9 protein-coding genes are annotated in these 13,043 nt (G+C 66.2%); 5 read left to right on the top strand and 4 right to left on the bottom strand.

The window, feature by feature from the left end; translation table 11 throughout:
- Positions 1-3: 3 nt before the first annotated feature.
- The 3 genes from GV068_RS22405 to GV068_RS22395 all read right to left on the bottom strand — a co-directional run bounded on the left by GV068_RS22405 (position 4) and on the right by GV068_RS22395 (position 5,707).
- A complete protein-coding gene (locus tag GV068_RS22405; protein WP_159703176.1) occupies positions 4-1,605 on the bottom strand; it encodes a ShlB/FhaC/HecB family hemolysin secretion/activation protein in 1,602 nt (533 codons plus the stop codon).
- A gap of 199 nt (positions 1,606-1,804) precedes the next feature.
- A complete protein-coding gene (locus GV068_RS22400; protein WP_159703173.1) occupies positions 1,805-4,072 on the bottom strand; it encodes a CHASE2 domain-containing protein in 2,268 nt (755 codons plus the stop codon).
- A 15-nt stretch (positions 4,073-4,087) separates the two neighbouring features.
- Positions 4,088-5,707 (bottom strand): HD family phosphohydrolase, encoded by a 1,620-nt coding sequence (locus tag GV068_RS22395; RefSeq protein WP_159703170.1) that lies wholly within the window; start codon positions 5,705-5,707, stop codon positions 4,088-4,090.
- A gap of 221 nt (positions 5,708-5,928) precedes the next feature.
- Here GV068_RS22395 and GV068_RS22390 point away from each other — a divergent pair, with 221 nt between their 5' ends.
- From GV068_RS22390 to GV068_RS22370, 5 genes are all read left to right on the top strand, one after another.
- Entirely contained in the window at positions 5,929-6,825 is an 897-nt protein-coding gene (locus tag GV068_RS22390) for an MBL fold metallo-hydrolase (protein ID WP_159703167.1), read from the top strand.
- Positions 6,826-6,848: 23 nt separating this feature from the next.
- Complete coding sequence (locus tag GV068_RS22385; RefSeq protein WP_201303410.1) at positions 6,849-9,209, top strand: GspE/PulE family protein; 2,361 nt, start codon at positions 6,849-6,851, stop codon at positions 9,207-9,209.
- Between the two features lie 27 nt (positions 9,210-9,236).
- On the top strand, positions 9,237-9,488 hold the full coding sequence (locus GV068_RS22380) for a hypothetical protein (protein ID WP_159703164.1): 252 nt from the start codon (positions 9,237-9,239) through the stop codon (positions 9,486-9,488).
- Between the two features lie 207 nt (positions 9,489-9,695).
- The gene (locus tag GV068_RS22375) at positions 9,696-9,935 is read left to right on the top strand and encodes a hypothetical protein (protein WP_159703161.1); all 240 of its coding nucleotides are present in this window, start codon (positions 9,696-9,698) and stop codon (positions 9,933-9,935) included.
- A gap of 67 nt (positions 9,936-10,002) precedes the next feature.
- Complete coding sequence (locus GV068_RS22370) at positions 10,003-10,236, top strand: hypothetical protein (protein ID WP_159703158.1); 234 nt, start codon at positions 10,003-10,005, stop codon at positions 10,234-10,236.
- A gap of 59 nt (positions 10,237-10,295) precedes the next feature.
- On the opposite strand, the gene GV068_RS22365 is transcribed toward GV068_RS22370, so the two are convergent.
- Positions 10,296-13,010 (bottom strand): EAL domain-containing protein, encoded by a 2,715-nt coding sequence (locus GV068_RS22365; RefSeq protein ID WP_159703155.1) that lies wholly within the window; start codon positions 13,008-13,010, stop codon positions 10,296-10,298.
- Positions 13,011-13,043 lie beyond the last annotated feature (33 nt).

Genomic DNA, 13,043 nt, shown 5'->3' with positions numbered 1-13,043 from the left:
CTCCTAGTAGGCCAGGCCGACGCGCACGTGCAGCCTGTCCTTGTCGGTGCCGCCCAGGGCACCCTCTTTCACAACCTTGCCGTAATCCAGCTGCAGGTTGACCGCGCTGCCTACCGAGAAGCGCAGGCCGACGCCGGCGCCGGCGATCGTGGTGCTGCGCAGTTCACCCGGCAGCGCCTTGTTGCGCTTGCCGTAGGCGGTGTCGTAGAAGCCGACCAGGCGGCATTGCCAGCCGCTCTTGCTGCAGAAATTCGGGGTATAGGCTTCCAGGTTCAGGCCCAGGCCGGAATCGGCCGCCAGCGCGCGTTCGTCGAAGCCGCGCACGCTGGTCGAACCGCCGGCGCCGAACTGCTCGCCCGGCACCAGCGCATCCGGCGAGTACTGGCCGTTGGCAATCAGGCGGCCGACCCAGTCGCTGGCGCCGAGCGCGCGGCTCCAGGCCGCGGCCAGGCGCAGCGCGCTGTAGCCCGCCTTGGCGCCCGCGCGTGCGGCGTTGAAGTCTTCCTGCGATCCGCGCGAGCCGCCCGGGATGTTGCGCAGCAGGGTCGCCGCGAAGTTGGCTTCGCCCTGGTCGAGCGCCACGCGGCCCTGGTAGCCGATGCTCAGCGGCCGCACGGTGACGTCGTTGCCGAAGTTCTGGTTGTAGAACAGGACGCTGTTCTTGTAGGCCTTCACTTCCAGGCCGACGATGAAGCGCCCTTCGAGCTCGCGTCCACCCAGGCTGCGCTTGTCCAGCACCTTCGCATAGCGCGCGCCGTAGACGGCGCCGCGGCCGCTCACGGCCAGGTCGAACAGGCCGGCCGTGACCACGCCCGAATCGACGTCCGAATAGCTGGCGTACAGGTCGAGTGCCGCACCTTGCGCGTATAGCGGCACGTGGTAGCCCAGGCCCCAGACGGCGACCTGCGAAGGCTCTTCCACCGTGGTGGTGTACTGCAGGCTGGCGACATGGTCGCGCCCCCACAGGTTCGCATGCTGCAGCACCACGCCGGCGTGGGTGCGGCCGGTCTCGCGGGTGCCGGTATTGTCGAAGTTGGCCATCACGGTCCAGGGGCTCTCGTCGACCACCTCGACGCGTGCGTCCACGGTGTCGTCAAGCGCGCCGCTGCCCAGGCTCAGCTTGACCTTCTTGGCCGGATTCTCGTTGGCCAGCTTCAGGTTGGCGGATACGCGGCTCAGGTTCGGGGTCTCGCCTTCGCGCAGGGCCGGCAGACTGCGCCGGATGTTATCCACGCCAAAGGCGCGGTTGCCTTCGACCTTGACCTTGCCGATCTTGGTCTGTTGTACGTTCAGGCGCACCACGCCGCCATTGAGCTCCTGCTCCGGCAGCTGCACCGTCACCACGTTGTAGCCGCGCGCGTGGTACAGCGCCTCCAGGCTTTCCAGCGCGCGCTGGACGTCGCCGAAGTCGCGGCCCTTGCCGGTAAACGGCGCCACCGCCGCGTCGACCTCGGCGGCCGACAGCAGCGTGTTGCCGCTCACCTCGAAGCGGCTGATCTCGAAGCGGACGATGTCGTCGGTAGGGGCAGGTTCCTGCCCCCAGGCGCCGCTGACGGCCATGGCCAGCACTGAGCCTGCAAGCAGGCGCGCAAAGCGTTGTTTCATCGGATTTGCTTTATAGATTGTTGTTTTTATAAGGTTGTCTTATGAATCTGCGAGGGAGACACCCATGCTCGACGGGCAGTTTATCGAGCTTTTTGTTGCAATGGAGAAAAATTGCGGCAGGAGGAGAAACTTCCCCCATGGGAAGGGGGAATGCCCCGGCTATTCCGTTGTTTGAACGACACACCTGCCACGCATAAAATTACTTCGTGTCGAAGGTGGTCACGCCGTCCCAGTTGGCGCCCGGCGGATGGGCGCGGTAGTGAGCGATGCGCTCCAGATAGAGGGCATACAGGCCGCGCTCTGGATGGGCGGCCGCCAGGGCCTCGATGGCCTGCTGGGCCGCGTCCCACTGCTGTGAGCGCACCAGTGCCAGCGCGGCATCCCACTGCGCCAGTTCCTCGAGCACGGGAGGTGACAGCTCGGCCGGTCTGCCGAGCGGCTCGAAGATCGCCACCGGTTCGTTCTTGCCTTTCACCCGCACCAGGTCGAGTTCGCGGTAGACGAATTCCGGCGCTGCCACGCGCGTCGCGATCCCGACCGCGATGCCGACGCCATACACCTTGGTGATGCCCTCCAGGCGCGAGCCCAGGTTCACGGCGTCACCCATCACGGTATAGGCGCGGCGGATTTTCGATCCCATGTCGCCGACGTGCATCAGGCCAGAGTTCAGGCCGATGCCGATCTTGAGTTCCGGCCAGCCGCGCGCCAGGAAGTCGCGGTTCAGGCGCGCCGCGCTGGCCTGCATCAGGAGCGAGGTCGCCACCGCGCGGCTGGCGTGGTCGGGGAAGCTGACCGGCGCGCCCCAGAAGGCCATCACGGCGTCGCCGATGTACTTGTCGAGCGTGCCCTGGTGGCTGGAGCGGATGTCCTCGGACATCGCGGTGAGATACAGGTTGATGTACTCGCGCAGCTCCTTTGGACTCAGGCCTTCGGAGATGGTGGTGAAGCCGCGCACGTCGACGAACATGACGGTCAGCTCACGGCTCTCGCCGTCCATGTTGTAGGCTGCCGGGTCCTCGGCCATCTTCTCCACCAGCTCGGGCGCCACGTATTCGCCGAAGCGGGTGACCAGCGCCCTGCCCTTGCGGAACTCGAAGAAGTAGCCCCAGGCGAGGTTCAGCACGAACAGGGTGCCGATCAGGAGCAGGCAGATGAAGACGTTCAGCACCAGGTCGTGCTGGCTGTAGGCGTAGTAGTTCAGCCAGCCGCAGGCGATGAAAACGGTGGACGCGAGCAGCACCGACCAGGCGGGCGCCAGCGCCGGCAAGGCGAAGGTGAGCAGCAAGCCGACCGCGACGGCCAAGGCGGCTTCGATCGCCGCGGCGTAGTCCGGGCGCGTCTTGAAGCGGCCATCCAGCATCGACTTGATCATATTGGCGTGGATCTCGACCCCGGGATATTGGGCATTGACTGGCGTGGCCCGCAGGTCCTGCAGGCCGGGAGCCGTGGTGCCGACCAGGACGATCGCACCTTCCAGCACTTCCTTTGGCGCCCTGCCCGCCAGGACATCGGCGGCGGACACGTAGCGGAAGGCCCCGCCTTCGGGGCCGCCGGGGCCGCGGAACTGCACGGTGGACACCATGCCGTAGCCGACCGGGAAGGCGACCCTACCGGCCTTGCGGGTGAACAGCTGGATGGTGTCGAATCCCGAGGCATCGAGTTCGGACTGCGACATTTCGTCATTGGTCGTCTCGAGGACCGGCTTGACCGCATAGGCGTCGAGGAAGGCTGCCATGGTGGCCAGCGACAGCGAAGGATGGTATGCATCGCCGATCCGGAACAGCACCGGCGAGGAACGCACCAGCCCGTCCGGGTCCGGCATCGCCGTGAACACGCCTGCACCGGCAGCAGCCTGCTGCAGGCGCGCGATGTTGGCCTCGTAGCCGGTGCTGGTAACGGCCGTGCCTTCGCGGCCGTTCAGGAATTCGGTAGTGAACAGGGGCGCGGGCAGTACGCCCTTCACTTGCTTGTCCGAGATGTTAAAGCCGAGCACGACCGGATGCCCCTGCAGCGACTGCGCAAACAGACCGTCGTAGTCGAGTGTTGGCTTGAGTTTGCCGAGCTGCTCCTGCAACGCGCCGACGTCCTTGAGCTCACGGGTAGCCAGGCGCTCCAGCACCTCGTAGCCGGAACTCGTGTCCGGCTCAGGGAAAGAGACGTCGAAGCCGACGACGCCCACCTCGTAGTGACGGGTCAACTGGTCGACCAGCCTGGCCATCACGTTGCGGCTCCAGGGGAAGCGCCCGACCTCGGTCAGGCTCTTGCTGTCGATGTCGACGATGACGATGGCAGGCTCGAGCTCGTAGGGCTCGAGCCGCAAGCGCATGTCGGCGATGATCGTGTCCTGGCGCTCGACGCTATGGCTGCTCCAGTAACCCCAGATGTACAGCACTGCGGCCAGGGTCAGGAGCAAACCGAGCGCCCAGCGTGCCCCATACCTGGAAAAAGCCTGGCGTAGACGTTTCATCGCGAACGGTGGAGCTTAGGGCCGGTAACCCGGAATCTGCGTCTCGTCCACTTCGTCGATCTGGTGCGCATCCATGTTCTTGTGCGCGAACTGCAGGTAGACGCGGTTGCGGACGAAAATGTCGAACAGGTCCGGATCGATGTGGCCATTGAGCGAGAATTTGCCGAGGATGTGCAGCGACTCCGACAGCTTCTTGCCCTTCTTGTAGGGACGGTCGCAGGCGGTCAGCGCCTCGAAAATGTCGGCGATCGCCATGATGCGCGCCTGCACCGACATCTGATCGCGGGTCAGGCCTTTCGGGTAACCCTTGCCGTCCATGCGCTCATGGTGGCCGCCCGCGTATTCCGGTACGTTCTTCAGGTGCTTCGGCCACGGCAGCGACTCCAGCATGCGCACGGTAACGTCGATGTGGTTGTTGATGATCTTGCGCTCGTCGTCGGTCAGGGTGCCGAAGCGCACGGTCAGGTTGCGCAGCTCGTCCTCGCTCAGGAAGGCCTGTTCCTTGCCATCCGGCCCGGTCCAGCGGTACTCGGCGATACGGCGCACGCGCTCCTGGTCCTCGGCCGACATGCCCTCGCCGCCGACGTTGGCGCGGCGCAGGAATTCGCGGTCGGCGCGGATGCGCGTCTGTTCCGACAGCAGCAGGTCTTCGATCGCGTCGACGTTGGCGCCGGGTTCGCAGCGGGCGCGCAGCGCGCGGATCTCGCAGTCGCGCAGCAGCACCTCGAAGCGCGTGTCCACCAGGTGCACGCGGTCGAAGATGGTTTCCAGCTTGGTCGACTTGTCGACCACGTGCACCGGCGTGGTGATCTTGCCGCAGTCGTGCAGCAGGCCGGCAAGCCACAGCTCCTTGCGGTCGGCGTCGGTCATGCGGAACTCGGCCAGCGGGCCATGGCCCGTATTGTGCACCGCCTCGGCCAGCATCATGGTCAGCTCCGGCACGAACTGGCAGTGGCGCCCGGTGTAGGGCGACTTCTCGTCGATGCCGATGTTGATCAGGTTGACCAGCGCTTCCAGCAGGTTCTCCAACTGCTGGATCAGGAGCTGGTTGGTCAGCGCCACCGCCGCCTGCGCCGCCAGGGCTTCGATGAAGCGCTGGTCGGTCTGGGTGAAGGAGCGGATCTCGCCGCTGTCGGGATCCTTGGCGTTGACCAGCTGGAGCACGCCCACCAGCTCGCCCTCGTGGTCGGTCATCGGCACCGTCAGGATCGACTGCGAGTGGTAGCCGAAGGCGGTGTCGAAGGAACGCATGCCGGAGAAGTTGAAGACGTCCGCCTTGTAGACGTCCTCGATGTTCACCGACTGGTTGAAGTTGGCCGCGTAGGCCGCCACCGAAGCGATGTTCTTGTTGCCGTAGTTGTCGTAGAGCGGCACCGGCGCGATGTCGATCGGCTTGCCGCTGACGCCACCCTGGTAGATCTCGAGGGTGTCGTTGATCGAGATGTGGAAGCACAGGCTCTTGCGGTCTTCGCTCGGGCGGTACAGGGTGCCGCCGTCGGCGTCGGTCATGTGCTTGGCCACGCGCAGGATGCGGTCGAGCAGCGCGGCAGTGTCGTGCGTGTCTCCCAGCGCCACGCTGACTTCCGTAAGCTGGTGCAGGCGTTGCGCGATTTGTGTGGGATTCAGCTCTTGCATGGTGAGTCGGCCTGGCGCGCCGCAGTGCATACGATATGCATACAGCAACAATTTTGCCAATTGGTAATTTCTCGAAAGTGTAGCTTCGTTACGACCTCATGTATATGGGCGCTGGGTACTTGTGTCGGAAAATTACAATTTTCGGACGCTTTTTGGAACAAAGCCGCTATCATGGTCGATGTTCCAAAAACAATATCAAGACAGTCTGGCTGGGAGTACAGATGAAATTCCGCTTCTGGGGGGTACGTGGTTCGATACCGTCCCCAGGTCCTCGTACCGCGCGCTACGGCGGCAACACCACCTGCATCGAAGTCCGGAGCAGCGACGGCACCCTGATCATCCTCGATGGCGGTACCGGTCTGTTCCCGCTGGCGCAGCACCTGCTCGCCCAGGAGCCGCGTCCGCCCGTGCATGCGAACATCTTCATCACCCACAGCCACTGGGACCACATCCACGGCCTGCCCTTCTTCACCCCGCTGTTCATCAAGGGTAGCCGCGTGCGCCTGCACGGCGCGTATGACCCGGTCACGCGCAGCGGCATCGAACACGTGATGGGCGTGCAGCTGCAGAACAGCTACTTCCCCGTGAGCGAAACCCAGATGGGCGCCACCATCGAATACCAGACCCTCGACATCGGTACTTCGGTCGAAGTCGGCGACACGGTGGTCGGCAACGTCCTGATGAACCACCCGGTCACCAACCTGGGCTACCGCATTTCCTGCAACGGCCGTTCGCTGTTCTTCACCGGCGACCATGAGCCCTGGCACAATCCCTATCCGCCGGGCGACTCCGCCTTCGACGCGTATGAACAGCACCTGCACGAGCGCCAGCGCGCGATCGACGCCGCGATGGAAGGCGTCGACGCCCTGATCGTCGACTGCTCTTACACCCGCGAGGAATACCCGGCCAAGGCCGGCTGGGGCCACGGCACCTTCGATGCCGCCGTCGAGATGGCGCTGCGGGTCGGCGCGCGCGCCCTGTACTGCACCCACCATGAACCGACGCGCAGCGACGACGAGCTCGAAGCCGTCTTCGACGCCTTGCTGGCCCGCTACCGCGGCCGCCTTGGATCGCTCGACGTCCACCTGGCCTTCGAAGGCCTCGAAGTGTCCTTGTGAGCGCGCCTCCGATGAATGCGCCGATGGGTGGCTCCGCCTCCGCACCCCTGCAGGACGACACTGCCGGCCAGCTGGCCTTCTTCCAGAAGCTGCAGCGCGTCACCAACCGCATCCACGCCACCGCCAGGGTCGAGGAGATCATGCTCGACCTGGGGCTGGATTTCTGCGACCTGCTCGACTGCGACCGCTTTACGCTGTATGCGGTGACGCCGGACAAGGAGCACATCGTCTCGAAGGTGAAGGCGGGCCTGGCCACCTTCCGCGACCTGCGCCTGCCGCTCGGGCCCTCGTCGATCGCCGGCTTCGTGGCGGAGAACCGCCAGCCGGTGGCGATCGCCGACGTCTACGACGAGGCTGAACTGCGGCGCCTCTCGCCCGAACTCCAGTTCCAGCGCGGAGTCGACCAGCGCACCGGCTACCGCACCCGCGAGATGCTGGTCGCGCCGCTGCAGGACAGCGGCGGCGAACTGCTGGGCGTGGTCCAGTTCATCAATCACCGCGGCGGCGGGCCCTTCCCAGCGCGCGCGATGGAAGCGGTGCGCCAGCTGGGCGAGACCCTGTCGGTGGCGCTCAGCCAGCGCCTGGGGGGCCCGGGTTCGGGCCCGCGCTTGCGTAGCAAATACGACGCCCTGGTGCAGGAAGGCCTGTTGAGTCAGATCGAACTGGAACAGGCCGGCCGCCGCGCGCGCGAACGCGACGCCGACCTCGAAGAGGTGCTGGAAGACGAGCTGCAGGTGCGCCGCGCCGCCATCGGCGCGGCCCTGGCCAGCTTCTTCAACGTGCCCTACGAACCCTTCCGCGCCGAGCGCGTCAAGCCGGTCGAGCTGCTGCGCAATCTGAAGGCCCAGTATGTCGAAGAAAACGGCTGGCTGCCGCTCGAGGACGGTCCAAACGGCTTGAGCGTGCTGGCGCTGGATCCCGAGCGCATCGCCGCCAGCCGCATCGTCGGCCAGCTGTTCCCGAAGGCGAAGGTGGCCTGGCGCGTCACCACGCGTGCCGAATTCCGCCAGACCGTCGACGCCTTCTTCGGCACCGGCAGCGCCAGCCACGAGACCGTCGGCGAACTGCTGTCCGGGCTCGAGGAGGAGGACGATTACGACTCCTCGTCCGACATGTCGGAAGCGGTCGAGAACGAACTGGTGCGCCTGCTGAACAAGGTCATCGTCGACGCCTACCGCCAGGGCGTGTCGGACATCCACATCGAGCCGCAGCCGGGCAAGGGCAAGACCGGGATCCGCTTCCGCAAGGACGGCGTACTGGTGCCCTACATCGAGATCCCGTCGAGCTACCGCAACGCCCTGGTGGCGCGCATCAAGATCATGTGCGACCTCGACATCTCGGAGCGCCGCAAGCCCCAGGACGGCAAGATCCGCTTCAGGAAGTACGGCCCGCTCGACATCGAGCTGCGGGTCGCGACCATTCCCTCGGCCGGCGGGGTCGAGGACGTGGTGATGCGCATCCTGCAGGCGGGCGAACCGATCCCGCTGGCGAAACTCGGGCTCACCGACTACAACCTCGGGCGCCTGCTGCCGGCCATCGAGAAGCCCTACGGCCTGTTCTTCGTGTGCGGTCCCACCGGCTCGGGCAAGACCACCACCCTGCACTCGATCCTGCACCACCTGAACACGCCCGAGACCAAGATCTGGACCGCCGAGGATCCGGTGGAGATCACGCAGAAGGGCCTGCGCCAGGTGCAGGTCAACCGCAAGGCGGGCCTCGACTTCGCCAGCGTCATGCGCGCTTTCCTGCGCGCCGACCCGGACGTGATCATGGTCGGCGAGATGCGCGACAAGGAGACCGTCAGCACCGGCATCGAAGCCTCGCTGACCGGCCACCTGGTGTTCGCCACGCTGCACACCAACAGCGCGCCCGAATCGATCGTGCGCCTGCTCGACATGGGGATGGACCCCTTCAATTTTGCCGATGCCCTGCTGGGCATCCTCGCGCAGCGCCTCGCGCGCCGCCTGTGCACCACCTGCCGCCAGTCCTACCACCCGGACGACGCGGAAGTGGAGGCACTGCTGGCGGAGTATTGCGAAGACCTGCGCGGGACCGTGTCGCACCAAGCAGATCCCGAAGCGGCGCGCACAAGAATTCTCGATGGATGGAAGCAGCGCCACGGCGACGCCGCGGGCCGCTTCACCCTGTACCGTGCGGTCGGCTGCGATGACTGCAACAAGGGCTACCGCGGCCGCATCGGCCTGCACGAGCTGATGCTCGGCACCGATGCCGTCAAGCGCCTGCTGGTCGAGCACAGCCGCGTATCGGCGCTGCTCGGCGCGGCGCTCGACGATGGCATGCAGACCCTGAAGATGGACGGTATCGAGAAAGTGTTTGCCGGCCTCACCGATATCAAGATGGTCAGGGCGGTTTGTATCAGGTAGTACCCACCTTTCACTACAGGAGAAACCATGAAATACCTTCCACTCGTCGCCGCCCTGGGCCTCGTCTTCGGCCTGGCCGGTTGCGCCGCCACCGATCCCACCACCGGCGGCCAGAAAGTCGTCCGCGAAGAAGCCTACGCCCCGGTCGGCACCATGATCCCGCGTAAGAGCGGCAGCGGCCTTGGCGCCGCGCCGATCACCGCCGTCGACAAGACCGCGGTCGAGAACGCACGCCAGATGCAGTCGAACGGCGTCGCCGGCGCGCCTCCGGGCGCCTGACGCGCCCCGGCGCCTGCAAGCGAGCCAGGAAGGCCGAGGCCTCCTGGCTTTTTGTGACCGCGCCTCACCCTCGAAGGGTAATCGTACGCCGAAGCCGGAGAAAACGTTATTTCGCTTGAATGTGACACTACAATGGCTGATGCCATTTTTTCAGACACTGGCGGATCATGCATGGCACATGAGCCGCAGCGAAAGGAGAAGACTGCGATGAAACACCTCATCACCCTGACCCTGGCCTGCGGCCTGCTGAGCGCCTGCGCAAGCACGACGCCCGTCGCGCAGGACGAAAAAGTCGCGAAGGCCGACGGCTATGCTCCCACCGGGACCTTCATCAAGCGCAAGGACGGCACGGGACTCGGACCGACCCTGATCGGTACGGTGCCCACGCAGGAAGCCGAAAACGCGCGCAATTCGATGTCGTCGGGCGCAGGCTCGCGATACTGGTAAGCCGGCGCCGGGCACTGTCCGGCGTTCGGTCCACGAGAGAGACAGAAAAACAAGGAGTCGTTCCAAGATGAAGAAGTTGATGATGGCCGCCGCCGCCTCTACCCTGCTGGCCGGTTGCGCCTACTACGTTCCGTCCACCGGCGAGAACGTGGCCTCGGATAACCGGTACGTCCCGACCGGCAGCAACATCCCGCGCAAGAAGGGTGACGGCAGCAGTGTAGTCAGCACCATGAGCAAGACTGAACTCGAAAGCATGCGCATGGACTCGGGCAACGCCCCGCCGCTTCCGGCCGGCCAGTAAGCCAGCCCTCCCCCCCCACGCAAGGCCAGGTCATCCTGGCCTTGTTCGCATCAGGCCGCTCAGCTTCCGTGCGCCGCCGGGATCCGGCAATCTTCCGCCGGCACAGGACGCGAAAAGTAAAAGCCCTGCCCCTCGTCGCAACCGAGCGCCTGCAGCATCTGCATCTGGCGCCGGCTCTCGATACCCTCGGCCACCACCCGCATGCCGAGCGCGTGCGCCATCGCGATCATGGAGGCGATCAGGGTGTCGCCTTCCGGATGCTCGATCCGCAGCACGAAGGCGCGGTCGATCTTGAGCACGTCGAAGCGCAGTTTCTGCAGCTGCGACAGCGAGGAGTAGCCGGTGCCGAAGTCGTCGATGCACAGCTTGATCCCCAGTTCGCGCAGCTGGCTGAACACGGCGGACTCGCCGATCCCCTCCTGCATCATCGACGATTCGGTGACCTCGATTTCGAGCAGCGCCGGATCGACGCCGTGGCGCGCGGTCGCGCTGCGGAACTGGGTCATCACGTCGGACTGGCTGAACTGGCGCGGCGAGATGTTGACCGACACCGGCACGGGGGCGGCGCCGGCGCGTTCCCAGACGGCCAGCTGGCGGCACACGCTGTCGATCACTTGCTCGCCCAGGCGCACGATCAGGCCGGTCTCCTCGAGCAGCGGGATGAAGCGGTCGGGCCCGGTCAGGCCCTGGCTCGGACGCTCCCAGCGCACCAGCGCCTCCATGCTGGACGCGGCGCCGGTGGCCAGGTCGACGCGCGGCTGGTAGTGCACCACGAATTGCTGCTCCTCGAGCGCGCGCCGCAGTTCCATTTCCGTTTCCAGGCGCAGGCGGATGGCCTCGAAGAAGCGCGACTGGAAGAAGCGAAAGCCGCCCTTGCCCTCGGTCTTGACCGCATACATCGCGATATCCGCATGCTTGAGCAGGGTCTGGGCATCCTCGCCGTGTTCAGGGAACTGGCTGATCCCGATCGAGGCGCCCAGCACGTGGGTGCTGTGCTGCAGGTGAAAGCCGTCGCGGAAGGCCGCCAGCACGCGGTCAGCGACGTGCTCGACGTCGGCCTGGCTGGCCACCTGCTCCAGCACCACCACGAACTCGTCGCCGCCGAGGCGCACCACGTGGTCGCGCGGGCGCACCGCCACTTTCAGGCGCTTGGCGACGGTACGCAGCAGCTCGTCGCCGGCCGCATGGCCAAGCACGTCGTTGACGGCCTTGAAGCCGTCCAGGTCGATGAACAGCACCGCCAGAGCGCGTCCGCCGACGGGCGCCGCCTCGATCGCCTGCGGCAGGTATTGCTGGACCCAGTAGCGGTTCGGCAGGCCGGTCAGCTCGTCCGAATTGCTGCGCCGTTCGAGTTCGGTCAGGTGGGCCTTGGATTCGCTGATGTCGCGGATCGTGACCGCCAGGTCGCCGCCGGCGCGCACCGCCTTGTAATGGATCCAGCGTGCCTGCAAGGGCTGGTCCACCCCCGGCGCTACCGGCAGTTCGCGTTCATAGAATCCGGTCTCGAGGGCCTGGCACAGGCGCTCGCAGGCGCGCTGGAACAGCTCACCCTCATAGAACTCGGACAGGCGGCGCCCGATCAGGTCCTCCGGACGCTTGCCGAACATGGCCGCGCCATGCTGGTTGCAGTCGACCACGCTGAAGTCGCGCACCGCCCCGCGCCGGTCGCGCAGCGGACGGTTGATGAAGAAGCCATCGGCCGCGTCCTCGGTGGCCAGGCGGTAGCTGGCGCGGATGGTTTCGACCTGGTGCTGGCGCCAGCGCGCATGCACGTAGATGCCGGTGGCCAGCAGCCCAGCCAGCAGGATCCAGGCGCTGTTCCAACTGGCGGCGGCAAACCTGTGCGCGCGGTGGGCGCGGTAGGACGCCATGGCCGAGTACTGGTCGATGCCGACGATGCCGACCAGCCCCAGGTCTGGGAAGGGCCGCCAGCCGACCACGCGCATGCGCCCGTCGCCGAACCAGCGCCGGCCGCCCAGCAACGCTACGCCTTGCGCGCTGGCGCCGGGCATCGGCGCGCGCAGGAAAGGCCGGTGGTAGGAATGGACGGTGTCGCCGGTGCGCGTGGCCAGGATCGCGCCGTCGGTGCGCGTCACGGCGACGAAGCCGTAGTCGCCCAGGATGGGCTCGGCGTAATGCTGGGTAAAGTAGGCCGGCAGCACGTTGATCAGGACGATGCCGTCGAAGCGCCCGTCGGCAGTCAGGAGCGGGCGTGAGAGGGCCACCACTTCCTGTCCGGTCAGCTGGCCGTCGAGCGGTCCGCTCAGGTACAGGTGATCGCCGGCCGCGTGCTGCTGGGCCACGAAATACGGCCGGTTGCCGAAATAGCGCCCGAGTGCCTGCGGGTGGGTGCTGCTGACTGCGATGCCCTTGCGGTCGATGAAGGCCACCGCCGCGATGTATTGCTGGGAGAAGATCCCTGCTTCCATCGTCCCGGTCAGGCTGCCGCGCGCGCCCGAGCTGGCCCAGCTGTGGCGCAACAGGAGCAGGAGCCGGTCGGTCTCGCCGATCGAACGGCGGGTGCGGATGACTAGGCTTTGGGCATAGGCGCCGGCCTGCTGTTCCAGCTCGGCACCGCGTTCGCGCTCTTCATGGCCGAGGCCGCGCAGCACGAAGGCCCACAGCAGGCCGATGGCGACCAGGGCTAGCGCCGGCCATACGAACAGGAGCGACACCCGCTGGCGCAGGAAAGCCAGGAAGGGGCGCAGTGGGCCGCTCGCCCGCAGAGCGAGCGGGATGGCGGCCGGCATTGCCTTGTCGGTCGGCGGATTCATGGGCTGCTGCACAGCATAGGCTGCGGCAACCCA

This window comes from Massilia sp. 9I (assembly GCF_902506415.1).
Taxonomy (GTDB): Bacteria; Pseudomonadota; Gammaproteobacteria; order Burkholderiales; family Burkholderiaceae_D; genus Telluria.
Note: the sequence above shows the minus strand (reverse complement) of the source record. Positions and strands in the feature narration are given on the sequence as shown.

Bases quoted from the DNA above. Each gene is read 5' to 3' on its own strand.
- GV068_RS22405 (WP_159703176.1), bottom strand. From the start codon at position 1,605: ATGAAACAACGCTTTGCGCGCCTGCTTGCAGGCTCAGTGCTGGCCATG.
- GV068_RS22380 (WP_159703164.1), top strand. From the start codon at position 9,237: ATGAAATACCTTCCACTCGTCGCCGCCCTGGGCCTCGTCTTCGGCCTG.
- GV068_RS22375 (WP_159703161.1), top strand. From the start codon at position 9,696: ATGAAACACCTCATCACCCTGACCCTGGCCTGCGGCCTGCTGAGCGCC.
- GV068_RS22385 (WP_201303410.1), top strand. From the start codon at position 6,849: ATGGGTGGCTCCGCCTCCGCACCCCTGCAGGACGACACTGCCGGCCAG.
- GV068_RS22395 (WP_159703170.1), bottom strand. From the start codon at position 5,707: ATGCAAGAGCTGAATCCCACACAAATCGCGCAACGCCTGCACCAGCTT.
- GV068_RS22370 (WP_159703158.1), top strand. From the start codon at position 10,003: ATGAAGAAGTTGATGATGGCCGCCGCCGCCTCTACCCTGCTGGCCGGT.
- GV068_RS22400 (WP_159703173.1), bottom strand. From the start codon at position 4,072: ATGAAACGTCTACGCCAGGCTTTTTCCAGGTATGGGGCACGCTGGGCG.
- GV068_RS22365 (WP_159703155.1), bottom strand. From the start codon at position 13,010: ATGAATCCGCCGACCGACAAGGCAATGCCGGCCGCCATCCCGCTCGCT.
- GV068_RS22390 (WP_159703167.1), top strand. From the start codon at position 5,929: ATGAAATTCCGCTTCTGGGGGGTACGTGGTTCGATACCGTCCCCAGGT.